Source organism: Mycolicibacterium tusciae (genome assembly GCF_002086795.1).
In the GTDB taxonomy this organism is placed as follows: domain Bacteria; phylum Actinomycetota; class Actinomycetes; order Mycobacteriales; family Mycobacteriaceae; genus Mycobacterium; species Mycobacterium tusciae.
This window is the reverse complement of record NZ_MVIM01000001.1, coordinates 112,038-135,396: the sequence shown is the minus strand read 5'-3', so window position 1 is coordinate 135,396 and position 23,359 is coordinate 112,038. Positions and strand designations below refer to the sequence as shown.

Annotated in this window: 22 protein-coding genes; 14 read left to right on the top strand and 8 right to left on the bottom strand. The window is 67.9% G+C overall.

Annotated elements, in window-relative coordinates:
- Positions 1 to 25 precede the first annotated feature (25 nt).
- From tatA to BST47_RS00595, 4 genes are read left to right on the top strand one after another with little or no spacing between them, the layout of a single operon-like run.
- Positions 26 to 304: a Sec-independent protein translocase subunit TatA gene (gene tatA, locus BST47_RS00610; RefSeq protein ID WP_083123711.1), complete on the top strand. Its 279-nt coding sequence runs from the start codon at positions 26 to 28 to the stop codon at positions 302 to 304.
- 50 nt (positions 305 to 354) lie between these two features.
- Positions 355 to 1,305 carry a twin-arginine translocase subunit TatC gene (gene tatC / locus BST47_RS00605; RefSeq protein WP_083123263.1) on the top strand — a complete coding sequence of 317 codons (951 nt, stop codon included), beginning with the start codon at positions 355 to 357 and terminating at the stop codon, positions 1,303 to 1,305.
- The gene (locus BST47_RS00600; protein WP_083123262.1) at positions 1,289 to 4,078 is read left to right on the top strand and encodes a DEAD/DEAH box helicase; all 2,790 of its coding nucleotides are present in this window, start codon (positions 1,289 to 1,291) and stop codon (positions 4,076 to 4,078) included. Before tatC ends, BST47_RS00600 begins: the two co-directional genes overlap by 17 nt.
- Positions 4,079 to 4,116: 38 nt before the next feature.
- On the top strand, positions 4,117 to 4,941 hold the full coding sequence (locus BST47_RS00595) for a DUF4333 domain-containing protein (protein WP_083123261.1): 825 nt from the start codon (positions 4,117 to 4,119) through the stop codon (positions 4,939 to 4,941).
- Here the strand turns inward: BST47_RS00595 and BST47_RS00590 are convergent, their stop codons facing one another.
- The gene (locus BST47_RS00590) at positions 4,942 to 5,913 is read right to left on the bottom strand and encodes a 5'-3' exonuclease (protein WP_083123260.1); all 972 of its coding nucleotides are present in this window, start codon (positions 5,911 to 5,913) and stop codon (positions 4,942 to 4,944) included. It abuts the gene before it with no gap.
- Positions 5,914 to 5,999: 86 nt separating this feature from the next.
- On the opposite strand from BST47_RS00590, the gene BST47_RS00585 reads away from it, so the two are divergent.
- Complete coding sequence (locus BST47_RS00585) at positions 6,000 to 7,175, top strand: M24 family metallopeptidase (RefSeq protein ID WP_083123259.1); 1,176 nt, start codon at positions 6,000 to 6,002, stop codon at positions 7,173 to 7,175.
- On the opposite strand, the gene BST47_RS00580 is transcribed toward BST47_RS00585, so the two are convergent.
- On the bottom strand, positions 7,172 to 7,597 hold the full coding sequence (locus BST47_RS00580; RefSeq protein WP_083123258.1) for a F420-dependent biliverdin reductase: 426 nt from the start codon (positions 7,595 to 7,597) through the stop codon (positions 7,172 to 7,174). The genes BST47_RS00585 and BST47_RS00580 overlap by 4 nt on opposite strands.
- Positions 7,598 to 7,632: 35 nt before the next feature.
- On the opposite strand from BST47_RS00580, the gene BST47_RS00575 reads away from it, so the two are divergent.
- From BST47_RS00575 to BST47_RS00560, 4 genes are read left to right on the top strand one after another with little or no spacing between them, the layout of a single operon-like run.
- Entirely contained in the window at positions 7,633 to 8,385 is a 753-nt protein-coding gene (locus tag BST47_RS00575; protein ID WP_083123257.1) for a decaprenylphospho-beta-D-erythro-pentofuranosid-2-ulose 2-reductase, read from the top strand.
- Positions 8,382 to 9,560, top strand: coding sequence for a precorrin-6y C5,15-methyltransferase (decarboxylating) subunit CbiE (cbiE, locus tag BST47_RS00570; RefSeq protein ID WP_083123710.1), 1,179 nt, complete (start codon positions 8,382 to 8,384; stop codon positions 9,558 to 9,560). The genes BST47_RS00575 and cbiE overlap by 4 nt, the downstream gene beginning before the upstream one ends.
- Positions 9,557 to 10,312, top strand: coding sequence for a precorrin-4 C(11)-methyltransferase (cobM, locus tag BST47_RS00565; RefSeq protein ID WP_083123709.1), 756 nt, complete (start codon positions 9,557 to 9,559; stop codon positions 10,310 to 10,312). The genes cbiE and cobM overlap by 4 nt, the downstream gene beginning before the upstream one ends.
- Positions 10,312 to 11,043 (top strand): cobalt-precorrin-6A reductase, encoded by a 732-nt coding sequence (locus tag BST47_RS00560; RefSeq protein ID WP_083123256.1) that lies wholly within the window; start codon positions 10,312 to 10,314, stop codon positions 11,041 to 11,043. Before cobM ends, BST47_RS00560 begins: the two co-directional genes overlap by 1 nt.
- Here BST47_RS00560 and BST47_RS00555 read toward each other — a convergent pair.
- Genes BST47_RS00555 through cobG form a run of 4 tightly spaced genes read right to left on the bottom strand, consistent with a single transcriptional unit; the run spans position 11,021 to position 15,330 of the window.
- Complete coding sequence (locus BST47_RS00555; protein ID WP_083123255.1) at positions 11,021 to 12,088, bottom strand: phosphotransferase family protein; 1,068 nt, start codon at positions 12,086 to 12,088, stop codon at positions 11,021 to 11,023. The genes BST47_RS00560 and BST47_RS00555 overlap by 23 nt on opposite strands.
- A 12-nt stretch (positions 12,089 to 12,100) precedes the next feature.
- Positions 12,101 to 13,576 carry a precorrin-2 C(20)-methyltransferase gene (locus tag BST47_RS00550; protein ID WP_083123254.1) on the bottom strand — a complete coding sequence of 492 codons (1,476 nt, stop codon included), beginning with the start codon at positions 13,574 to 13,576 and terminating at the stop codon, positions 12,101 to 12,103.
- On the bottom strand, positions 13,573 to 14,199 hold the full coding sequence (locus tag BST47_RS00545; RefSeq protein WP_083123253.1) for a precorrin-8X methylmutase: 627 nt from the start codon (positions 14,197 to 14,199) through the stop codon (positions 13,573 to 13,575). Before BST47_RS00545 ends, BST47_RS00550 begins: the two co-directional genes overlap by 4 nt.
- Before the next feature lie 9 nt (positions 14,200 to 14,208).
- The gene (gene cobG / locus BST47_RS00540; protein ID WP_083123708.1) at positions 14,209 to 15,330 is read right to left on the bottom strand and encodes a precorrin-3B synthase; all 1,122 of its coding nucleotides are present in this window, start codon (positions 15,328 to 15,330) and stop codon (positions 14,209 to 14,211) included.
- 138 nt (positions 15,331 to 15,468) lie between these two features.
- On the opposite strand from cobG, the gene BST47_RS00535 reads away from it, so the two are divergent.
- Together BST47_RS00535 and BST47_RS00530 are read left to right on the top strand one after the other, a co-directional pair.
- Positions 15,469 to 15,768, top strand: a complete 300-nt coding sequence (locus BST47_RS00535) for a hypothetical protein (protein ID WP_133056188.1) — start codon at positions 15,469 to 15,471, stop codon at positions 15,766 to 15,768.
- Positions 15,769 to 15,896: 128 nt separating this feature from the next.
- A complete protein-coding gene (locus BST47_RS00530; RefSeq protein WP_083123707.1) occupies positions 15,897 to 17,354 on the top strand; it encodes a flavin-containing monooxygenase in 1,458 nt (485 codons plus the stop codon).
- A gap of 233 nt (positions 17,355 to 17,587) precedes the next feature.
- Here BST47_RS00530 and BST47_RS00525 read toward each other — a convergent pair whose 3' ends face one another.
- Both BST47_RS00525 and BST47_RS00520 read right to left on the bottom strand, forming a co-directional pair.
- Positions 17,588 to 17,989, bottom strand: a complete 402-nt coding sequence (locus tag BST47_RS00525; RefSeq protein WP_083123251.1) for a VOC family protein — start codon at positions 17,987 to 17,989, stop codon at positions 17,588 to 17,590.
- Positions 17,990 to 17,999: 10 nt separating this feature from the next.
- On the bottom strand, positions 18,000 to 18,818 hold the full coding sequence (locus BST47_RS00520) for a helix-turn-helix domain-containing protein (RefSeq protein WP_083123250.1): 819 nt from the start codon (positions 18,816 to 18,818) through the stop codon (positions 18,000 to 18,002).
- Positions 18,819 to 18,878: 60 nt separating this feature from the next.
- On the opposite strand from BST47_RS00520, the gene cobN reads away from it, so the two are divergent.
- The 3 genes from cobN (at position 18,879) to BST47_RS00505 (ending at position 23,321) form a co-directional block, all read left to right on the top strand.
- Complete coding sequence (cobN, locus tag BST47_RS00515; protein WP_083123249.1) at positions 18,879 to 22,463, top strand: cobaltochelatase subunit CobN; 3,585 nt, start codon at positions 18,879 to 18,881, stop codon at positions 22,461 to 22,463.
- 17 nt (positions 22,464 to 22,480) lie between these two features.
- On the top strand, positions 22,481 to 22,861 hold the full coding sequence (locus BST47_RS00510; RefSeq protein ID WP_083123248.1) for a PPOX class F420-dependent oxidoreductase: 381 nt from the start codon (positions 22,481 to 22,483) through the stop codon (positions 22,859 to 22,861).
- Positions 22,862 to 22,934: 73 nt separating this feature from the next.
- Complete coding sequence (locus tag BST47_RS00505) at positions 22,935 to 23,321, top strand: PPOX class F420-dependent oxidoreductase (protein ID WP_083123247.1); 387 nt, start codon at positions 22,935 to 22,937, stop codon at positions 23,319 to 23,321.
- Positions 23,322 to 23,359 lie beyond the last annotated feature (38 nt).

The window sequence follows — 23,359 nt, the reverse complement described above, 5'->3', positions numbered from 1 at the left end:
TCCCCGTCGTCTGGAGGTGACCAAATTGGGCGGTCTACAACCCTGGCATTGGGTAATCGTCATCGCAGTCTTCGTCCTGCTCTTCGGTGCCAAGAAGCTCCCGGACGCGGCGCGATCGCTCGGCAAGTCGATGCGGATCTTCAAGTCCGAGATCAAGGAGATGCAGTCCGACTCCAAGCCGGACACTCCGTCATCGGAGGCCGGCCGGCCGGCCCCGTCGCCAACCCCGATCGCCTCGGAACGCGCCGATTCGGCCGCCGCCCCGGCCCCGGAGACCGCGCCGCCGGACCAGCGACCGGCCTGACCGACGCAGACCAACCGCACGCGGCGTAACGCCGCGTCATAGGCATCGCCGTGCAGACCCCCGGAATCTTCAAGAAGCTCGACCCTCGCCGGCGCCGTTCGCAGGTCAACCCCGACGGCACCATGTCGCTGGTCGAGCATCTCCACGAACTGCGGACGCGCCTGCTGCTCTCCGTCTGCGCGATCGTGGTGACGACGATCCTCGGCTTCCTCTGGTACACCCACGGCGTCTTCGGGCTGCCCAGCCTGGGCGACTGGCTGCGGGGACCCTACTGTGCACTGCCCGCTTCCGACCGCGCGACCATCGCGCCCGACGGCGCCTGCCGACTGCTCGCCACCGCGCCGTTCGACCAGTTCATGCTTCGTCTGAAGGTATCGCTGACGGCGGGGATCGTGATGGCCTGCCCTGTCTGGCTGTATCACCTGTGGGCGTTCATCACCCCTGGCCTGTACAAGAAGGAACGGCGCTTCGCCGTCGCGTTCGTCGCCATCGGCGCCATCCTGTTCATCGCGGGAGCGGTGCTGGCCTACGTGGTGCTGTCCACCGCCCTCGGATTCCTTTTGACCGTCGGCAACGACGTCCAGGTGACGGCGCTGTCCGGCGACCAGTACTTCGGATTCCTGATCAACCTGCTGCTGGTGTTCGGCTTCAGCTTCGAGTTCCCGCTGCTGATCGTCATGCTGAACTTCGTCGGAATCCTGCCCTACGAGAAGCTCAAGAAGTGGCGACGCGGCCTGATCTTCGGCCTGTTCGTGTTCGCCGCGTTCTTCACGCCCGGCTCGGATCCGTTCTCGATGCTCGCACTGGCAATGGCCCTGACGGTGCTGCTCGAGTTCGCGATCCAGATCGCGCGCATCCACGACAGGCGCAAGGCGCGTCGAGAGGCCCTCGACGAGGTTCCCGACGAACAGGCGGCGCCGATCGGCGGTGTCGAGCAGATCGACGCGCCCGCCGCCGTGCCGACGGCCTCGCGGCTCGTGGTCGATGACGACGCCACCTAACGGGCCCCTGCTGGCGGGCTTCACCGAAGGGCTGCCGTTCAGTCTCGACCCGTTCCAGCGGACCGCATGCGAGGCGCTGGAGAACGGCCACGGTGTGCTGGTCTGCGCGCCGACGGGTGCAGGCAAGACCGTGGTGGGGGAGTTCGCCGTCCACCTGGCGCTGGCAGCGGGCCGGAAGTGCTTCTACACCACCCCCATCAAGGCGCTGAGCAACCAGAAGCACAACGATCTGGCCCGCCGATACGGCCCGGAGAAGATCGGTCTGCTGACCGGCGATCAGTCGATCAACGGTGACGCGGACATCGTTGTCATGACGACCGAAGTGCTGCGAAACATGCTGTATGCGAATTCTCCTGCGCTACAAGGCCTTTCTCACGTCGTCATGGACGAGGTCCACTTCCTGGCAGACCGGATGCGCGGTGCGGTCTGGGAGGAGGTGATCCTCCACCTGCCTGACGACGTCCTGCTGGTGAGTCTGTCGGCGACAGTGAGCAACGCCGAAGAGTTCGGCGGCTGGATCCAGACGGTGCGCGGCGACACCACGGTGGTGGTCGACGAACATCGTCCCGTCCCGCTGTGGCAGCACGTCATGGTCGGCAAGCGGGTGTTCGACCTGTTCGACTATCGCGCGACGGGCGCGAAACAGGCATCGCGTCGGCCTGGGCGCGAGTTGCTGGTCGATCCGGAGTTGTTGCGTCATATCTCACATCGGCTTGAAGCCGACCGGCTTGCCGATTGGCAGCCCCGTGGCCGGGGTCGCAATCGGGAGCGTCCGAGCATCTACCGGGGTCCGAGTCGGCCCGACGTGATCGGCACCCTGGAGCGGGAGAACCTGCTGCCCGCGATCACGTTCATCTTCTCGCGGGCCGGCTGCGACGCCGCCGTCAAGCAGTGCCTGCGCTCGTCGCTGCGGCTCACGACGAACGAAGAACGCGCCCGCATTGCCGAGGTGATCGGCCGCCGGTGCGCTGACCTGCCCGAAGCCGACCTGATCATTCTCGACTACCACGAATGGCGCGAGGGGCTGCTGCGCGGCCTCGCGGCCCACCACGCCGGCATGCTGCCGGTGTTCCGCCACACCGTGGAGGAGTTGTTCGTCGCAGGGCTGGTGAAGGCTGTCTTCGCAACGGAGACACTGGCTTTGGGCATCAACATGCCCGCGCGGACAGTGGTGCTCGAACGTCTGGTGAAGTTCAACGGCGAACAGCACATGCCGTTGACGCCGGGGGAGTACACGCAGTTGACCGGCCGCGCCGGACGCCGGGGCATAGACGTGGAGGGCCACGCGGTCGTGCTGTGGACTCCCGATGTCGATCCCGCCGAGGTCGCCGGTCTCGCGTCCACCCGTACCTTCCCGCTGCGCAGTTCCTTTGCGCCGTCGTACAACATGACCATCAACCTCGTGCACCAGATGGGCCCCGCACAGGCGCACAAGCTGCTGGAGAGTTCGTTTGCGCAGTACCAGGCAGACCGGTCGGTCGTGGGTTTGGTGCGCGGCATCGAACGTGGCGAGAAGATGCTCGAGGAGATCGCGGCCGAACTCACCGGCGGCGAGCCGATCAAGGGTCGAGAGATTCCGATTCTGGACTATGTGCGGTTGCGGCTGCAGATCTCCGAACGGGAGCGGGCACAGTCCAGGGCGTCACGGCTGCAACGGCGCAAAGCTGCCAACGACGCACTCGAGTCGCTGCGCCGCGGTGACATCATCACCATCACCCAGGGCAGGCGAGGCGGGCTGGCGGTGGTTTTGGAACCCGCCCGCGACAGCGAAGATCCACGACCGCTGGTGCTGACCGAACACCGCTGGGCCGGACGGATCTCGTCCGCGGACTACTCAGGGGCATCGGCACCACTGGGGTCCATGTCACTGCCGAAGCGAGTGGAACACCGCAACCCCCGAGCCCGACGCGACCTCGCCTCGGCGTTGCGCTCGGCCGCCGCCGGACTGGACGCTCCGGCGGGCAAGCGCAAGCGCAGCGGTGAGCCCGCCGAACGCGACGTCGACCCCGAATTGGCGTCGCTGCGTGAACAGGTTCGCCGGCATCCCGCACATCAACTGGCCGATCGAGAGGAAAAGGCGCGGCTTGCCGAGCGGTATCTGCGCGTCGAGCGGGACAACGAACAGATCCGGCAGAAGGTCGCGGCGGCGACGAATTCACTGGCGCGCACGTTCGACAAGATCGTGTCGCTGCTGACCGAACGGGGCTTCATCGAGGCAGGCGCGGGTGCGGCCGACCCGAAGGTCACCGATGACGGCCGTCTGCTGGCCCGGATCTACAGCGAGAGCGATCTGCTGGTCGCCGAATCCCTGCGCAGCGGCATCTGGGAGGGCCTGGACGCCGCGGAGCTGGCGGCAGTGCTGTCGGCGGTGCTCTACGAGTCGCGCGGCGACACGACGACCGCACCGGGTGGTGCCGACGTCGCGACCGGCAAGATGCGGCGCGCGCTGAATCAGACCCGCCGGCTGTGGACCGAACTGCGCGCCGACGAACAGCGCCACCGGATCAGTCACAGCCGCGAACCTGACGAAGGGTTCGTCGCCCCCATTTATCGCTGGGCCTCCACCGGCGACCTCACCAGAGCGCTGGCGGCATCGGACACCGGCGGCACCGGGTCCCCGCTGTCGGCAGGGGATTTCGTACGCTGGTGCCGCCAAGTTCTGGACCTACTCGATCAGGTGCGCAACGCAGCGCCCGACCCAGCGCTGCGGGCGACCGCGAAACGCGCGATCAACGACGTTCGGCGCGGCGTCGTAGCTGTTGATGCGGGGTAGGGTGTGGCAAGCACAGCACCGGGTGATCAAGGAGTGAGATGAGCGGACCGCAGGGATCTGACCCGACGCAGCACTGGACCGGCGGCCAGCAGCCGGACCAGCCCGCGGAGCAGCCGGCAAGCGATCCGACCAACCAGTGGCAGCAGCAGCCTGCGGCCAGCGAGCCGACCACGGCCGCGCCGCAGTGGCAGCCGCCGGCGTATGACCCGTCGCAACAACAGCCGCAACCGGCGTATGACCCGTCGCAACAGCAGCAGTACGGCCAGTACCCGCAGCAGCCGGCATACCAGCCGCCGCAGGAGTACCAACAGCCCACCGAGTACGGCCAGCAGGCCTACCCACAGCAGGGTCAGTACGGTCAGCAGCCCGGCTATGACCCGTCCAGCCAGTACGCGACGCAGTACGGCCAGCCCGGCTATGGCCAGCAACCGACCCAGTACGGCCAGCCCGGGCAGTACGGCCAGCAGCCCGGTCAGTTCGGGCAGCCCGGGCAGTACGGGGCGCCCGCCACCGAGGAGGGGTCGAAGCGCTCACTGGCGGTCATCGGCGGTGTGATCGGCCTGCTCGCGGCGGTCATAGTGGCCGTGGTGCTCGTGATGGGCTTCTGGAAGCCCGGGTTCTTCGTCACCACCAAGCTCGATATCGATGCAGCGCAGACCGGCGTACAGCGGGTGCTGACCGATGAGGCCAATGGCTACGGCGCCAAGAACGTATCCAACGTCAAGTGCAACGACGGCCAGAACCCGACGGTCGAGAAGGGTGGCACCTTCGACTGCGAGGTCAGCATCGACGGCACCAAGCGTCAGGTGACGGTGACCTTCCAGGACGACAGCGGCACCTACGAGGTCGGCCGCCCCAAGTAACTAGCGGTTCGGCAAGCCGTCCAAAGCCTTCTGCAGCCGGGCGATCGACGACGTGACGCCATACTGCTCGGCGAGTTTGGCGACCTTGCGCGGGTGTTCGGCGGCCAGCGGCAGCGCGTCTGACGCTGTGGACCAGTCGAGTTCGGCGTCGGGAGCCAGGTTGCTCGCAACTTTCACCACGGGTCCCGCCTTCTCGATGTAGTCGGCAGCCGCCATCAGTTTCGTCCGATACGCCTTGGACATCTTGGATTTCGGATCGCGTGCGGCGGCCAGGATGTCCTCCAGCGAGCCGTGCTGCGCCAGTAGCGTCGCGGCCGTCTTGTCCCCGACACCCGGCACACCGGGCAGGCCGTCGGACGGATCACCGCGCAGCAGTGCGAGTTCGGCGTAGGCGGCGCCGGCCCGCTGCACCGGCACCCCGTAGGTGTCGGCCACTTCTTCGGGACCCCATTTGGTCGCCTTCGCCAGGCCACGGCCCAGGTACAGCACCCGGACCGGCACCGGCTCGTCGCGGACGAGCTGCAGAAGGTCCCGGTCGCCGCTGACGACGACCACCGGGTCGCGTCGCTCGTGGATGGTCAACGCGCCCAGGATGTCGTCGGCCTCGCATTCCGGTGCGCCCGCGGTCGCGATGCCGAACGCGTCCAGCACCTCCATGATCATGTCCACCTGCGGTGTCAGGTCGTCGGGCACCTCCTCGAGGTCAGGCTCGTCGCCGGGGTTCTCCTCCACCACACGGTGCGCCTTGTACGACGGGATCAGGTCGACCCGCCACTGGGGTCGCCAGTCGTCGTCGCGGCACACCACGAGGCGACCCGGCCGTTCACGGGTGATGACCGTCGCGACGGCGTCCAGGAAGCCGCGCAGCGCGTTGACCGGCCGCCCGTCGGGCGCCGTGATCGACGAGGGCACACCGAAGTACGAGCGAAACCACATGCTGGCGCCGTCCAGCAAGACCAGGGGAGCGGACACGGTTTAAAACAGTAGCGTGGGGTACCGGGATCCCGACGGTAACCTCATCGAGGTCACCAGCTATCGAGTCGATTAGCCTGAAAGCCATGCCCGCCAGCAGCCCTGCGCGATTCGACACCGACGTGTACGCACAACGCCTGCGGGTGGCCGCCGCCGCGGCAGCCGACGCGGGCCTGACCGGCCTGGTCATCACGCCGGGCTACGATCTGCGATATCTGGTCGGCTCCCGTGCGCAGACCTTCGAACGGCTGACGGCGCTGGTGCTGCCCACGTCCGGCGAGGCCACCGTGGTGGTACCGCGACTGGAGCTGGCGTCGCTGAAAGACTCGGCGATCACCGAACTACCTGTGGCGGTGCGAGATTGGGTCGACGGCGACGATCCGTACGCGTTGGTGGCCGATGCGCTCGGCGGGGCGCCAGCAGAATCGTCTGGACGGCCCGCCGTCGCTGTCGCGGTCACCGACGCGATGCCCGCGTTGCACCTCCTCCCGCTGGCCGACGTGCTCGGGGTGGTGCCCGTGCTGGCCACCGACGTGCTACGCCGGCTGCGAATGATCAAGGATCCCAGCGAGATCGACGCACTGCGCAAGGCGGGCGCGGCGATCGACCGGGTGCACGCCCGCGTCCCTGAGTTCTTGGTGCCCGGCCGCACCGAGGCCGACGTGGCGGCCGATATCGCAGAAGCGATTGTCGCCGAGGGGCATTCGGAGGTCGCATTCATCATCGTCGGCTCCGGGCCGCATGGTGCCGACCCGCACCACGAATGCTCTGACCGCGAACTGCGGGCCGGCGACATCGTCGTCGTGGACATCGGCGGGCCGTACGAGCCCGGCTACAACTCCGACTCCACCCGGACGTACAGCATCGGTGAGCCCCATCCCGAGGTCGCGCGGCGCTACGCCGTTCTCCAGCGCGCCCAACAGGCCGCGGTCGACGCCGTGCGGCCCGGCATCACCGCAGAGCAGGTCGACGCCACCGCCCGCGACCTGCTGGCCGCCGAAGGACTGGCCGACGCGTTCGTCCACCGCACCGGCCACGGCATCGGGTTGTCGGTGCACGAGGAGCCCTACATCGTCGCGGGCAACGATCTGCCCCTCGAGGAGGGCATGGCGTTCTCCGTCGAGCCAGGCATCTATTTCCCTGGCCAGTGGGGTGCGCGGATCGAGGACATCGTGATCGTCACGGCTGACGGCGCCCTCTCGGTCAACAACCGCCCCCACGACCTGGTCGTGGTGCCTGCGGGCCCGGCCGCCTCGGGCTAGTCCGGAGCGCGGTCGAGCAGGTCCGAGGACCCCAGCACGCGCTCGACGCGGACCTCGATCACGACGCGCTTGGGGTTGGGCCGTGGCGTGCGGTACCGCTGCGCGTACCGCAATTCGGCATCACGCACCGCGTCCGGGTCGGGGTTGACCGCCGCCTTGCCTTCCAGGGACAGCCACCGCGCGCCGTCGACCTGGCTCAGGACCGCAACACCCTGCTTCTCGGCGTTGACCGCCTTTTGGGAGCCGCCCGAGGTGATCACCCGGGCGATGTGCGTCTTGGGATCGAAGGTGAAGCCCACGGCCACCACGTGCGGCGAATTGTCCGACCGGAGCGTGGTCAGCATGGCCAAATGGCGTTCGGAGAGGAACGCGATCGCGTCGTTGGTGAGTCGGGTTGTTGCCCGACGACTTGACTGGGCCATCAGGGCCCAACTTAGCGCAGGCCATAATCGCAACCGTGGATGACACGGCCGATACCGAGTTCGTCGTGATCTTCGGCGGACGCAGCGAGATCGGACTCGAGGTGGCGAAGCGGTTGGCGCCCGGCTCGACCGTGCTGCTGGCGGCGCGCCGCTGCGGCGATCTCGATCAACAGGTCGCGGCCGTGCGGGCAGCCGGCGCCGCCGCGGTGGCGGTGCGTGAGTTCGATGCCGACGCGCTGGAAGCGCACCGCCCGCTCGTCGACTCCATCGTTGCCGACTTCGGTCCGATCGACACCGCGGTGCTCGCGTTCGGGATTCTCGGCGACCAGGCCCGCGCGGAGCGGGACCCCACGCATGCGGCGGCGATCCTGCACACCGACTTCGTCGCACAAGCCAGCCTCTTGACAGTGCTGACCGCGACGATGTCAGCCGCGGGTTCTGGCCGCATCGTGGCGTTCTCCTCGATCGCGGGCGCCCGCGTGCGGCGGGCCAACTACGTCTACGGTTCGGCCAAAGCGGGACTCGAAGGCTTCTGCAGCGGGCTGGCCGACGCGCTGCACGGATCCGGGGTGCGGCTACTGGTGGTGCGGCCAGGTTTCGTGATCGGACGGATGACCGAGGGAATGAAGCCGGCGCCGCTGTCGAGCACCCCACAGCAGGTGGCGGACGCGGCAGTGCGGGCACTGCGCAAGGGCCGCGGCGCGGTGTGGGTTCCCGGGGCGATCGCAGCACTGGCGTTCGCCTTCCGAATGACGCCGCGGTTCGTGTGGCGAAGGATGCCCAGATGATCATCGTCGTTGGAATCGGCGCCGACGGCATGTCTGGGCTGGCGCAGGTGTCGCGGGCCGAATTGGCCAGGGCTACAGTCGTTCACGGGTCACGACGCCAGCTGGATCTGCTCGACGGCAGTGTCACCGCTGTGCGCCGGGCGTGGCCGTCACCGATGCTGCCGGCGATGCGCACGATCCTCGACGGGGCCGGAGCCGATGTGCACGTGGTGGCCAGCGGCGACCCACTGCTGCACGGCGTGGGCAGCTCGCTGATCCGGCTGCACGGCGCCGAGAATGTCGTCGTGCTGCCGCACGTGTCGTCGGTGACGCTGGCGTGTTCGCGGGTCGGGTGGGCGGTGCAGGACACCGAGATCATCAGCCTCGTCACCAGCGAGCCACACACCGCGGTCCGGCGCGGCGGGCAGGCCGTCGTGCTGTCCCGGGACGCCACCAGCCCGGCGGCGTTGGCAAGGTTGCTCACCGACACGGGGCGCGGCGACTCGGAGATCACCGTGCTCGAGCAGCTCGGCGGACCTGCGGAGCGGCGCCGCACGGCCACCGCACGCGAGTGGGCCGCCCGCCCGCCGGGCGATGTCGACGATCTCAATGTGATCGCCGTGCGATACCTGCCCGACGAGCGCCGGTTCGCGATCATGCCCGACGAGGCGTACGCCAACGACGGCCAGATCACCAAACAGCCGGTACGCGCGTTGACCCTGGCCGCGCTCGCACCGAGGCCGGGCGAACTGCTGTGGGATGTCGGGGCCGGGTCTGGAAGCATCGCAATCGAGTGGTGCCGCAGCGGACCCGGCTGTCATGCGGTCGCATTCGAACGCGACGAAGAGCGACGCAAGCGCATCACCGAGAACGCGATTGCCTTCGGCGCCCACGTCGAGGTTCAGGACGACGCACCCGGCACCTTCGATTCCGTGCCACCGCCCGCTGTGATCTTCATCGGCGGGGGCCTGACGCAGCCGGGCCTACTCGAGGCGTGCTACGACCGGTTGACGGTAGGCGGACGCTTGGTCGTGAACACCGTGACCGTCGAGTCGGAAGCGGTTGTCGCCGAATGGTATTCGCGATATGGCGGGGATCTTGTCCGATTCGAGTATCAACGGGGCGAGCCACTGGGCGGGTTCACCGGGTGGCGGCCGGCGATGCCCATCACGCAGTGGTCGGTGACCAAACGATGACCGTTTACTTCATCGGGGCAGGCCCGGGCGCGGCCGATCTCATCACCGTGCGCGGACAGCGGTTGCTCAATCGCTGCCCCGTCTGCCTGTATGCCGGCTCGATCATGCCCGAAGACCTGCTCGCACTGTGCCCACCCGACGCAAGGGTGATCGACACCGGCCCCCTGGCATTGGACGCGATCATCACCGAGATCGCCGACGCCGACGCCGCGGGCCATGATGTGGCCCGGCTGCATTCCGGCGACCCGTCGATCTACAGCGCGGTCGCCGAGCAGTGCCGCCGCCTCGACACGCTTGGCATCGACTACGAAATCGTACCCGGTGTACCGGCTTTCGCGGCGGCCGCCGCGGCACTCGGACGAGAGCTCACCGTCCCCGGAGTGGCGCAGACCGTCACGCTCACCCGGGTGGCGACACTGTCGACGGCGATGCCGCCGGGCGAGGATCTGGCGACGGTGTCGGCCTCTGGCGGCACGCTGGTTCTCCATCTCGCCGCCGCTCAGATCGATGCGATCGTTCCGCAGTTGCTGGCGGGCGGATACCGGCCCGAAACGCCATGTGCCGTCGTGGCGTTCGCCAGCTGGCCCCAACAGCAGATCATCCGGTGCGCGCTCGCCGATCTCGCCGAGCAGATGCATTCCGCGGAGATCACTCGGACCGCGGTGATCGTCGTCGGCGAGGTGCTCGCCGCCGAAGGGTTCGCCGACAGTTACCTCTACTCCGCCGGTCGGGCCCGCCGGGAACGGCATTGATGCGGATCTTGTTGCTGGGCGGTACGTCTGAGGCCCGTGCGCTGGCGGCCCGGCTGCATCCTGATGCCGAGGTGATCAGTTCCTTGGCCGGCCGGGTGCCCGACCCGGCGCTGCCGGTGGGTGAGGTGCGAATCGGCGGGTTCGGCGGTGTCGACGGGCTGCGGAACTGGTTACGTGAAAGCGTCGTCGACGCGGTCGTCGACGCCACCCACCCATTCGCGGCGACCATCACGGCCAATGCCGCGGCGGCCTGCGCGGAACTCGGGGTGCCGCACCTGCTGCTCGCCCGGCCCGCCTGGCCCTCCGGTGACGCCATCATGGTGACGTCCGACATTCAGGCCGCAAAAGTGGTTGCCGAACAAGGCTTTTCGCGGGTCCTCCTGACGACGGGACGTACCGGGACGGCCGCATTCAGAGATGCCGATGCCTGGTTTCTCATCCGCGCGGTGACCGCACCGGATGCCGACGCACTTCCGGCGCACCACCAGATCCTGTTGTCGCGCGGCCCCTACCGCTACGAGGGCGAGCTGGAGTTGTTGCGTGCACACCGCATCGACGCGTTGGTGACCAAGAACAGCGGCGGCGCGATGACCCGACCCAAGCTCGACGCCGCGGCCGCGCTGAGCATTCCCGTGGTCATGGTCGAGCGGCCGGCACTGCCGCCGGGTGTCAGAACCGTGACCACGGTCGACGACGCGGTCGCGTGGGTCAGGACGACTGGTACGAGTTGATCAGTTCGAGCGTTTCCAGATCGCGGATGGCCTGGCAGCCGCGGCTGAGCATGGCCAGCATCATGTCATCGCCGCGGTCGGTGGTGGCCGCGAAGGCGGTACCGAGAGCGACGAGCAGCGGAACCTGTACGGCGCCGAGGCGGTAGTCGCGCCAACAGGTTTCGGCGTCGTAATCCGTGATCCCGTACCCGAGTAGCGCTTGGTGGTAGGTCTCGACGAGGCCGCGCTCGACGTCGGCGCGCAACGCCGGTTCCAAGCTCGTCCCGGTGAAGTAGGCGAGGTCGCGTCCCGGCAGGCCGATTCCGACGGTCTGCCAGTCGACGACGGTGATGCGGGTGCGGTCCGGGTCGAACAGCATGTTGTCGAGCCGGTAGTCGCCGTGCATGAGTGCGAACCGTTTCGGCTCGGCCCTCAGCCACGCGGCGACGGAAGCCATTGAAGCAACCAGGGTTTCCTGATCCTCGGGGCTGATGCGCGCGCCGAGCCTGTCGAGCACGATGTCGGCGGCCATCGTGGAGATGTCGCCGAGGCCCTTGGCGGCGTCGTCGTCACCGGGTTTCGGCATGGCGATGGCGGCCAGATCCATCCACTCCGGATCACACCAGCTTGGGCCGTGCAGGCCGGCCAGCGCTTCCACCGCCAGCGTGGCCTCCTGTTCAGAGCACCCGGCGATCTGATCGCCTTGCACCGCAGGCGCCATGTCGCCGAGCAGCAGCACGACATCGGCGCCGTCGGAGGAGATGTCGCAGTAATAACTCTGGGGTACCGGGATGCGCATCCGGTCGGCGATCCGCGAGTAGAACTCGACCTCCGACCGGTATCCGAGCGCCACGCGTTCGCGGACCGCATCATCTTGCGCGGAGAGCTTGACCGCAAACGAGTTCGGCAGGCCCGCCTGCGGAGCGGCATACGTCGCCGAGACCCGATACGTCGCACCGGTCTGGCCGGTACCGATCGCGGTGACGTCGACCTCGCTCACGTCGGCGTCGAGCACCGACCCCAGCCATGCCGCCGTTACATCTTCGGGTCCGTGTGGAATGCCCATGGTCGTCAGATCCTAGGTGGGGTAGCGCCGGGGCGTGAAGACGGTGTCCCCGGCGTCGCTCAGGTACCACTGCGTCTGAGACGAACCGACGATCAGCAGGGTGCGCATGTCGACGTCGGCCGGATCGAGATCGGCCAGCCGCACCACCCGCACCTCTTCGGTGGGACCAGATACGTCGCGGCCGATCACCACGGGCGTTCCCGGATCGCGATGTTCGAGCAACACGTCGCGCATTGCCCCGACCTGCCAGGTTCTGCTCTTGGATGCGGGGTTGTAGATGGCCAGCACCAGGTCGGCCGTCGCGGCGGCGGTCAGTCGCGCCGCGATCACCTCCCACGGCTTGAGCCGGTCGGACAGCGAGATGACGGCGTAGTCGTGGCCCAGCGGCGCCCCGACCCGGCTCGCGACCGCCTGCGCCGCGGTCATCGCGGGGATGACCCGCACCTTCACGCCAGGCCATTCCTTGGCCTCCTCGAGCACCGCGGTCGCCATCGCGAACACTCCAGGGTCCCCGGAGGACACCACCGCGACAGCGCGGCCCTGTTCGGCCAGCGTGCATGCCAAGCGGGCCCGGGCGGGTTCATCGGTGTTGTCACTGGGGTGGCGGCGCTGACCGTCGCGAGCGCCGACGCGGTCCAGGTAGGGGCCGTACCCGATGAGATCCGTGGCCAACGCGAGCTCCCGTCGGCTCTGCGGGGTCATCCACTCGGTATCGCCGGGCCCGAGTCCGACCACCGCGACGCTGCCGCGCTGCGTCTCGGGCCGGGGGGTTCCCGGCAGCATCGCCAGCGAGAAGTAAGGCACCGATGTCTCGTCGACGTCCGCGGCGGCCAGCACTCGTTGCGCCGGTGTGCTCGCGCGCTCCACGTAGAAGGTCTCATTGAGGCGACCCGCCGACGAAAGCGCTTCGCGCACTGCCGGATACGAACGGCCGAGCTTGAGGACGACGGCCGCGTCGGTGTCGGCCAGCCTGCGCTTGAGTTCGTCGACCGGAAGGGTCCCCGGCAGGATCGTCAGCACCTCCTCGCCCTGGACCAGGGGAGTGCCCGTCGCCGCCGAAGCGGCGCTCACCGACGTGACGCCGGGGACGATCACCGCGTCGAACCGCTCGGTCAGCCGGGTGTGCATGTGCATGTAGGAGCTGTAGAACAGCGGATCGCCCTCGGCGAGCAGGGCGACGTCGCGGCCCGCCTCGAGATGTACCGCGATCCGGTCGGCGGACTCGCGGTAGAAATCCTCCATCGCTCCGGCGTAACCGCCGGGATGTTCGGTGGTCTCTGTGGTCACCGGGTACACCAGGTGCTCTTCGATCTGGCCGGCCCGTAGATAAGGCTCGGCGATGCCGCGCGCAATGCTCTTCCCGTGCCTGGCACTGTGGTAGGCGACGACGTCGGCCGCACCGATGACCCGCGCCGCCTTGACCGTCACCAGCTCAGGGTCGCCGGGACCGAGCCCGACGCCCCAGAGGGTTCCTCGCTGATCTGTCATTCGCGTTCTTGCGCAATAGAATTCACAGCGGCCGCGGCCATCGCGCTGCCGCCGCGGCGTCCCTTGACCACCAGATACGACATCCCGCGCGGCCGCTCGATCAACTCCTGTTTGGACTGTGCGGAGCCGACGAACCCGACCGGTCCGCCCAGCACCGCGGCGGGCGTGGGAGCGCCTTCGTCGACGAGTTCGAGCAGCCGGAACAGCGCGGTCGGCGCGTTGCCGATGGCGACCACGGCGCCGCCGAGCCGGTCGGCCCACAGGTCGACGCCCGCGGCGGACCGTGTGGTGCCCAGTCGCTCGGCCAGCTCGGGCGCCCTCTCGTCGGAGACAAGCGAGACGACCTCGTTGCCGGCCGGCAGCCGAGATTTGGTGATGCCCGCGGCCACCATCGACGAGTCGCACAGCACGGGGGCTCCGGCGACGAGTGCGGCGTGGGCCTTCGCGACTACGTCGTCGCTGTAGGCGACGTGATCGGCGACATCGACCTGCCCGCAGGTGTGGATCAGCCGGACCACGACACGAGCGACGTCATCGGGGAACCGCGACAGGTCCGCTTCGTCGCGGATGGTCGCGAACGACTGCCGGTAGATCTCGGCGGCGTCGCGGATGTAGTCGAGCACCCGATCACCCTACGGGTGGGTGTCTCGCGGCCGGTATCCGTCTCCGGTCGCGACCAGCACGTCACCTGTCGCAGGGCTGCCGCACGCGCGGTCGCATCCGACGAAGTGCCGATGACCGGTCGCCGGCTCAGCCACAGCCACGGCTGCGGCGGCGTCGGCCCGGACGTCGGCAGCAGAGCGCTCACAGCCCGGGCTTCCGGTGCAAGCACTGACCGACAACCAGGGCGAGTTCGCATCGAACACCAGACCCATGGGCGCCAGTACCCGCAGCGCAACGTCGGCGACATCCTCGGTGAGGTCGAAGACGAGCACCGAACGCCAGGGCGTGATCACCATCGGCGCGTTGATGGCCGCAAGGTACTCGGCGACGCGGGCGTTGAGGACGCCCAGCGGAACAGCGGCGCCCAGCGCGACGCGGCCGTCGTTCTGCTCGATCCAGCCGACCGGCGGCCGACTCACCGGGGGCCACGTCGCACCGGGTTCGGCGGTCAACGCAAATCCCGCCAGCAATCGCTCTGTGTCGTCGAGCTCGCTTACACGCCAGTGTGTTCCGCGACTGACGGCGAACCGGTCCGCCACGGTCACGAGCGTCGGGACCGCGTCGGCGGCCGGCACTCGGACGCCGGTATCGCGGCCGGCCAGCAGCAGCGCCGCCGAATCGCCGACGATCTGAACCCCGGCGTCAGCCCCCAGTCCGCTCACGTCGCCTCGTCCGTCGTCGATGCCGAACAGGAACCTGCCGGGCAGGCCGGCGAGCGTCGGCTGCCGCTGGATGGCCTGGTCCAGTGCGCCGACCATGGCGCGGATATCCGCACCCGCGCCGACGCGACCGGACAGCGGTGAGGCCACGATGTTGCGCACCCGCTCATGCGTCTCCGAGGGCAGCAGACCCGACGCCGCCAACACCTCGGTGACGGCGGCGGTGTCGGTGACAGCGCGGATCTGGACGTTGCCGCGCGAGGTCAGTTCCATTGCCGGGGAAGCCCACTGCGTCGCCGCGAGTGCCAGGGATTCGATCTGCTGAGCGGTGATCATCCCGCCCGGAAGCCGCACCCTGGCCAAGGCTCCGTCCGCGGCCTGGTGAACCTGCAACGCCCCCGGGCAGGCATCCTGGTCGCGGGTTCTGGCCACCAGTTCACGGTACGCCCGGGCGCCGGCGGATCGACCACCCATTGGGGTAGTCGCCTACGCATGTGCGACCGGCACCACGCTCGTACTTTTTCCTGGTAGGAGCCCGGGCAGCCCGGGCGCACACGGCGGGAGAAAGCCATGATCGATTTGACCACCATTCGTCCGACATTCCGTCGAACGGCGTCGCCCGCCGTGATCCCGGCCCCCACGGCCGAGGGAACGACGCTGATCACCGAGCAGCAGGTGCTGTTCGCCACGGCGGCGGCGACGACGCTGCCCAGCGTGCGGCCGAGCCGCTGGTCGGTGGCGATGAAGTCGATGTCTCAGGCGATGAGCGGGCTGGTCTCCGACTCGCGACCGCCTGCGCAGCGTTACCGGGCCAGGCGGCTCGCCTATCTGGAGGACGCGCTGATGTCGCGGGAGATGGGCCGGCTGTAGATCTGCCGGCCGGCCGGCCGCACCGAGCGGCCGGCTCGGAGAGGGTTTCGTCACCGCCGACCAACGCGCGATTTCGGAAACATCTGCGCTCGTCGGGCGTACCGTCCGTGCATCGGGAGGGGTTGATCATGCCGACACAACGAGCCCTCAGGGTTGCGATAATCGGTGCGGGCATGTCCGGCATCTGCATGGCGGTCAAGTTGCAGGACGCCGGCATCGACGACTTCGTGATCTACGAGTCCGCCGACGACGTCGGCGGGACCTGGCGCGACAACACCTATCCCGGGTTGAGTTGCGACGTCCCGTCGCGTTTCTACTCGTACTCCTTTCGGCCCAATCCCGATTGGTCGCGATTCATGTCGCCGGGTCCGGAGATCCACCGCTACTTCCGACAGGTCGCCGACGAGCGTGGCATCACCGGCCATATCAGGTTCGGCACGGAAGTGGCCGCCGCGCGATACCGCAACGGCCGGTGGACTGTCTGTTCTCCCACCGGCGAGGAGCAGTTCGACGTCGTCGTGACGGCGACCGGTGTGCTGCGCATACCGCGGTATCCGGATATTCCCGGACTGGACAGCTTCGAAGGCGCGACGTTCCATTCGGCGCGATGGGATCATTCGGTTCCGCTGTCCAACAAGAGAATTGGATTGATCGGAACGGGATCGACGGGTGTACAGATCACCGCCGAACTCGGCGGCAAGGTGCGTGGCCTCACGATCTTCCAGCGCACGCCCCAATGGGTCCTTCCGATGCCGAACCCGCGCTACGCGCGGCGCACCGGCGCGGCGATGCGCCGCTGGCCAGCCCTGAACCGAGCGAGCTACCGGTTCTGGCAGTACTTCTTTGAGAACGGCTTGGCCCCTGCGGTCGTCGCACCGGGTTGGCAGCGTCGCTTCGTATCCGCGCTGTGCCGTTGGAATCTGCGCCTTTCGGTGCGCGATCCCCAGATGCGCCGGCGACTGACGCCCGACCACCAGGCGATGTGCAAACGGCTGGCGATGTCCTCGCATTACTACCGGGCGATCCAGAAGCCGGGTGTCGAGCTGGTCACCGCGGCGATCGATCATGTCGAGGCGGGCGGCGTCGTGACCACGGACGGCGTGTTACACGAACTCGATGTGCTCGTGCTCGCCACGGGTTTCGACGCCCACGCATACGTTCATCCGATCGAACTCGTCGGAGAGAACGGACTCACGCTCGAGGAGGCGTGGGCAGACGGACCGCAGGCTTATCGGTCGGTCGCGGTGCCTGGCTTTCCGAACCTGTTCATGCTGATCGGACCGCATTCGCCGATCGGGAACCAGTCGCTGGTGATCATCGCTGAAAGCCAGGCCGATTATGCGATGTGGTGGATCGATCAGATCCGGTCCGGGCGCGTCGCAACAGCAGCGCCGACCGAGGTTGCCACCAAGGATTACAACGAGCAGATGAAAGCCGTTATGCCGCAGACGGTTTGGGTGACCGGGTGCAAGAGCTGGTATCTCGGCAAGGACGGCCTGCCGGAGCTCTTCCCGTGGCGGCCGATCCGTCACCGCGAACTATTGGCCTCGCCCGAGCTCAGCGATTTCGACGTCCGAACCGCCTGAATGTGACGGCCGCCACACTGGCCGGTCCAGTGATCCGTGCCACACAACATCCCCTATTTCTACCGCTTGAGCAGTACGTTCCTGGTAACTGCACGCGTGTGCAGTAAGCGATGTCAGGAAGGAGGAACCACGATGTTCGAGTTCATCGTTTTCGGCGCTCTGATGGTCGCACTCGTCGGCGCTCTCGGGCTGCTGCCGTACTCACAGAGCACCTACGACCGCTGGAACCGGCGCTAAGCCTGCCCGGGCCGGTAGGTCCCGAAGCACCACACGTTGCCGTGTGGGTCGCGTGCGGCGAATTCTCGTGAGCCGTAGTCCTGGTCGGTCAGCCCCATGACGATCTCGGCGTCCCCGGCAACCGCCCGGTCATGCAGCGCGTCGGGGTCATCCACCACGACGTAGAGCACGACGGGGCCCGGCAGCGCGAACGGGCTGTCGGTGCGGTCCGCGTCGTCGATCATCACCAGGCCGTTGCCGACCTTCAGCTCCGCATGCTTGAGCGGCTCGTCGGGTTCGGGGGGAACCACGAGGGTCGCGATGGCGCCGAACGTCCGCTCGAGCCAAGCGATCCCGGCGCGCGGGTCGCTGAAGGGGACAATCGGCACGGCGCCGTTGGTGGTCAGGGTTTCAGTCATGACGTCGACGCTAGGCCGACGCCGTCGCCTCGTCTTGGACGGAATTTACGCTGAGCGCCCGCAGCTCGGTGGGCGTGATATCGGCTAATTCCCGAACCTCGCGGGCCAGGTGGGCCTGATCGAAGTACCCGCACTCGAGTGCGACACCGGCCCAATCGACCGCCGGCTCGGAGGCCACGAGGGCCCCGAGCCGCTCGAATCGCACGATCCTCGCGACGAGCTTCGGCGGCAGCCCGACAGAGTCGCGGTAGCGGGCGATCAATCGCCGGTGACTCCAGCCCAACTCCGCGGCCAGGTCTGAAATTGTGGCGCCACCGTAGCTCGCCGTGATGCGGCGCAGCGACCACGCCACTCCCGCATCGACGGGTTCGGTGTCGGCCAGGCGGGCCCGGATGCCCGCATCGATCAATGCGAATCGTGCCGACCAGTCCGGGGCGTCGCCGACGCGCTGCACGAGTTCTCGCCCGAACCGGCCGAAGACATCGTCGATAGGCACGGTCCGGTTGGCCAACTCGCTCATCGGCATCCCGACCAGCCGGCGGGCGCCCAGCGGCGTCAGGTCGATCTGCAAACAGCGCGCAGACCCGCCGTGGCCCACCAGCACCGGTCCGTCGGTGATGCCCGCGACGAACGAACCGAGCCGAAGCGGCGCGGTATGTGCATGCTCCCGGTGGGCGACGGTCCAGCCCTCGTCGAGGTCGATGATGATCGGCACGAACGTGCACGGCAGTTCGCGGAACGTGACGGGACTGCCCCCGCGTTCCGCGAAGCCCTCGTAGCGCAACACGACGCCGCGCAGCGACGGATGAGGTGTGCCCGCCGCGAACATCGCGCTCACCCCACCCACGGTAGTCGGCGCCTGCTCGACCGGGTGGGGTAGTAATGACGGGTGACTCAGCCGGCTCAATCCCCGACAGTCTTGCTGTTGTCGACGTCTGACACCGACCTCATCACGGCCCGCGCCTGCGGCGCCGGCTATCGGTGGGCCAATCCGTCGCGGCTGGTCGACGGCGAACTCGACGAACTCGTCGGTGGCGCCGACATCGTCGTGGTCCGCATTCTGGGCGGCTACCGCGCCTGGCAAGACGGCATCGACACGCTGGAGGCAAGCGGTGTGCCGACGATCGTGGTCAGCGGTGAGCAGTCCCCGGACGCCGAGCTGATGGGCCATTCCACGACGCCGGCCGGTGTTGCGCTGCAGTCCCACGTCTACCTGGCCAACGGCGGTGTCGACAACCTGCGGCAACTGCACGCGTTTCTCTGCGACACGCTGATGATGACCGGCTTCGGATTCGCACCGCCGGTCACCACACCCAACTGGGGCGTCCTCGAGTATCCGTCCGAAGGTGCCGACGGGCCGACCGTCGCGGTGCTGTACTACCGCGCCCAGCATCTCGCCGGAAACACCGGCTATGTCGAGGCGCTGTGCCGGGCGATCGGCGACGCCGGCGGACGGGCACTGCCCGTGTTCTGCGCGTCATTGCGCACCGCCGACACCGAGCTGCTGGAGTTGCTCGGCACCGCCGACTGTTTGGTGACCACGGTGCTGGCCGCCGGCGGGTCCACCCCTGCCAACGTCTCGGCCGGCGGTAACGACGACACCTGGAATGTCGCGCATCTGGCCGCGCTCGACATCCCGATCCTGCAGGGGCTGTGTCTGACCAGTTCGCGGTCGCAATGGCAGGACAACGACGACGGTATGTCGCCACTCGACGTGGCGACCCAGGTCGCCGTGCCGGAGTTCGACGGCCGCATCATCACGGTCCCGTTCTCGTTCAAGGAGATTGACGACGAGGGCCTCATCTCCTATGCGGCCGACCCGGAACGATGTGCCCGGGTCGCGGGTCTTGCGGTGCGCCACGCGCGGCTGCGCGCAATCGCAGCCCCCCAGAAAAAGGTGGCGCTGGTGTTCTCGGCGTATCCGACCAAACACGCGCGCATCGGCAACGCCGTCGGCCTCGACACGCCAGCCAGCGCGATCGCGTTACTGCGCGCGATGCGCGATCACGGTTACCGGATCGACGACATCCCCGGCTTGGATGCGGGCGATGGGGACGCCTTGATCCACGCGTTGATCGATCGCGGCGGTCAGGACGCCGACTGGCTGACCGACGGTCAGCTCGCCGGCAATCCGATCCGCTTGCCCGCCAAGGAGTATCGGGAGTGGTTTGCCACGCTGCCCGCCGAACTCACCGACGCGATGGTCGAACACTGGGGCCCGCCGCCCGGCGAGTTGTTCGTCGACCGCAGTCACGATCCCGATGGCGAGATCGTGATCGCCGCAATGCGGGCGGGCAACGTGGTGCTGATGGTCCAGCCGCCACGGGGTTTCGGAGAGAACCCGGTCGCGATCTACCACGATCCCGATCTACCGCCCAGCCACCACTATCTAGCCGCCTACCGTTGGCTCGACGTCATGTTCGGCGCGGACGCCGTCGTGCACCTCGGCAAGCACGGCAACCTCGAATGGCTGCCGGGTAAGACGCTGGGCATGTCGTCCTCCTGCGGCACCGACGCCGCGCTCGGCGATCTGCCGCTGATCTACCCCTTCCTGGTCAACGATCCAGGGGAGGGCACACAGGCCAAACGCCGCGCCCACGCCACGCTCGTGGATCACCTGATTCCGCCGATGGCCAGGGCCGAAACCTACGGCGACATCGCGCGCCTGGAACAGCTGCTCGACGAGCACGCCAACATCGCGGCGCTCGACCCCGGCAAGCTGCCTGCCATCCGGCAGCAGATATGGACGCTCATGCGGGCCGCCAAGATGGATCACGACCTCGGGCTCGAGGACCGGCCCGACGAGGACTCGTTCGACGACATGCTGCTGCATGTCGACGGCTGGCTGTGCGAGATCAAGGACGTCCAAATCCGCGACGGACTGCACATCCTGGGTGAAAAGCCCACGGGTGAGGCTGAAATCGACCTGGTGCTCGCGATCCTGCGCGCGCGCCAGCTGTTCGGCGGCGAACAGAGCGTGCCCGGACTTCGACAGGCCCTCGGCCTGGCCGAGGACGGACACGACGAACGCGCCGCGGTCGACAGCGCCGAGGCGCAGGCCCGCGGACTCGTTGTGGCACTTGCAGACTCGGGATGGGATCCCGGCGCCGTCAACGCCATCACCGACGACGCCGACGTCGCGGCGATCCTGCGCTTCGCGGCCACCGAGGTGGTGCCGCGGCTGGCGGGCACCGAAGCCGAGATCCCGCAGATCCTGCGCGCGCTCGATGGCCGCTTCACCCCGGCCGGTCCTTCGGGTTCACCACTGCGCGGCCTGGTCAACGTGCTGCCCACCGGCCGCAACTTCTACTCGGTCGACCCGAAGGCGGTGCCGTCGCGGCTGGCGTGGGAAACCGGTGTGGCCATGGCGGATTCGCTGCTGACGCGCTACCGGGAGGACCACGGCGACTGGCCGCGCTCGGTCGGGTTGTCGGTGTGGGGAACGTCGGCCATGCGCACCGCGGGCGACGACATCGCCGAAGTGCTGGCGCTGCTGGGGGTCCGGCCGGTATGGGACGACGCGTCGCGGCGCGTGGTGAACCTGGAACCGATCGAGCTGGCAGAACTCGGCCGACCGCGCATCGACGTGACCGTCCGCATCTCGGGTTTCTTCCGCGACGCCTTCCCGCATGTCGTCACGATGCTCGACGACGCGGTACAACTCGTCGCGGGTCTCGATGAGGCCGCCGAGGACAACTACATCCGCGCCCACGCACAGGCGGATCTGGCCGAGCATGGCGACCAGAGGCGTTCCACCACAAGAATATTCGGCTCCAAGCCGGGTACCTACGGCGCCGGGCTGCTGCAACTGATCGACAGCCGCAACTGGCGCGACGACGCCGACCTCGCACAGGTTTACACCGCCTGGGGCGGTTTCGCGTACGGCCGCGGTTTGGACGGCAGGCCCGCGGCCGACGACATGAACCAGAACTACCGTCGCATCGCGGTCGCAGCCAAGAACACCGACACCCGCGAGCACGACATCGCCGACTCCGACGACTACTTCCAGTACCACGGTGGCATGGTCGCGACGGTGCGCGCGTTGACCGGAAAGGCGCCCGCCGCCTACATCGGCGACAACACCCGGCCCGACGCAGTCCGCACCCGGACCCTTTCGGAGGAGACCGCCCGCGTGTTCCGCGCCCGCGTCGTCAACCCCCGGTGGATCAACGCGATGCGGCGACACGGGTACAAGGGCGCCTTCGAGATGGCTGCGACCGTCGACTACCTGTTCGGCTACGACGCGACCGCCGGCGTGATGGCCGACTGGATGTACGAGCGGCTGTCGGCCGAGTACGTCCTCGACGACGACAACCGCAAGTTCATGGCGGAGTCGAATCCGTGGGCCCTGCACGGCATGGCCGAACGGCTGCTGGAGGCGGCGGGCCGCGGCATGTGGGCGCAGCCCGATCAGGCGACGCTCGACGGGCTGCGGCAGGTGCTGCTGGAGACCGAAGGCGACCTCGAAGGCTGACGGCTACCTTTGGACCCATGCCAACGACCTTCGCCGACATTGCGAAATCGGAATACATCCTGCTGACCACATTCACCAAGGACGGTCGACCCAAGCCCACCGCGGTCTGGGCGCCCCCGGACGGCGATCGTCTCCTCGTCATCACGCAGGAGAAGTCGTGGAAGGTCAAACGCATTCGGAACACCCCGCGCGTGACGATCGCGGAGTGCGACCGCAGTGGCAACCCGAAGGGTGAAGCGGTCGAGGCCGTGGCGAGGATCCTGGACAAATCGGCCAACGCCACCACATACGACTTGATCGGAAAGCGCTACGGTCTGTTGGGCAAGACGTTCAACGTCTTCTCGAAGCTGCGCGGTGGCATGAAGAACAACGTGACCATCGAACTGAAAGCGCCGTAGCCGGCGCACCGTTTCAGCGGCACCACGCCTGGGTATGCTTGTGCATCGTTTGGGCATCGAAAGAACGGACCCCATGGCAGACACGTTTGAAGACATCGCACGGTCGAAGTACATGCTGCTGACCACCTACACCAAGGACGGCCGGCCGAAGCCGACGACCGTATGGGGCGTCTACAAAGACGGCAAACTGCTCATATCGACCGACGACGGCTCGTGGAAGACCAAGCGCATCAACAACACGCCGCGGGTCACCATTCAGCGGGCCTACGCAATCGGCAACAAGCCAAAGGGCGAGCCGGTCGAGGCAGTGGCGCGGAACCTGCCCAAATCCGAGAATCGACGCGTCTTCGACATGGTCACCAAGAAGTACTGGTGGCACGCATGGTGGTGGATACCGCAGGCGATCGTCCGCGGGGGCATCGACAAGGTGCACAGCGCCATCGAGGTGAAGCCCGCCTAGGCCTGGAACCGGGGCGGCGTGCCGTACGTTGTCCATTG

Bases quoted from the DNA above. Each gene is read 5' to 3' on its own strand.
- BST47_RS00600 (WP_083123262.1), top strand. From the start codon at position 1,289: ATGACGACGCCACCTAACGGGCCCCTGCTGGCGGGCTTCACCGAAGGG.
- BST47_RS00595 (WP_083123261.1), top strand. From the start codon at position 4,117: ATGAGCGGACCGCAGGGATCTGACCCGACGCAGCACTGGACCGGCGGC.
- BST47_RS00585 (WP_083123259.1), top strand. From the start codon at position 6,000: ATGCCCGCCAGCAGCCCTGCGCGATTCGACACCGACGTGTACGCACAA.
- BST47_RS00580 (WP_083123258.1), bottom strand. From the start codon at position 7,597: ATGGCCCAGTCAAGTCGTCGGGCAACAACCCGACTCACCAACGACGCG.
- cbiE (WP_083123710.1), top strand. From the start codon at position 8,382: ATGATCATCGTCGTTGGAATCGGCGCCGACGGCATGTCTGGGCTGGCG.
- cobM (WP_083123709.1), top strand. From the start codon at position 9,557: ATGACCGTTTACTTCATCGGGGCAGGCCCGGGCGCGGCCGATCTCATC.
- BST47_RS00560 (WP_083123256.1), top strand. From the start codon at position 10,312: ATGCGGATCTTGTTGCTGGGCGGTACGTCTGAGGCCCGTGCGCTGGCG.
- BST47_RS00555 (WP_083123255.1), bottom strand. From the start codon at position 12,088: ATGGGCATTCCACACGGACCCGAAGATGTAACGGCGGCATGGCTGGGG.
- BST47_RS00550 (WP_083123254.1), bottom strand. From the start codon at position 13,576: ATGACAGATCAGCGAGGAACCCTCTGGGGCGTCGGGCTCGGTCCCGGC.
- BST47_RS00535 (WP_133056188.1), top strand. From the start codon at position 15,469: ATGATCGATTTGACCACCATTCGTCCGACATTCCGTCGAACGGCGTCG.
- BST47_RS00530 (WP_083123707.1), top strand. From the start codon at position 15,897: ATGCCGACACAACGAGCCCTCAGGGTTGCGATAATCGGTGCGGGCATG.
- BST47_RS00525 (WP_083123251.1), bottom strand. From the start codon at position 17,989: ATGACTGAAACCCTGACCACCAACGGCGCCGTGCCGATTGTCCCCTTC.
- BST47_RS00520 (WP_083123250.1), bottom strand. From the start codon at position 18,818: ATGTTCGCGGCGGGCACACCTCATCCGTCGCTGCGCGGCGTCGTGTTG.
- BST47_RS00510 (WP_083123248.1), top strand. From the start codon at position 22,481: ATGCCAACGACCTTCGCCGACATTGCGAAATCGGAATACATCCTGCTG.
- BST47_RS00505 (WP_083123247.1), top strand. From the start codon at position 22,935: ATGGCAGACACGTTTGAAGACATCGCACGGTCGAAGTACATGCTGCTG.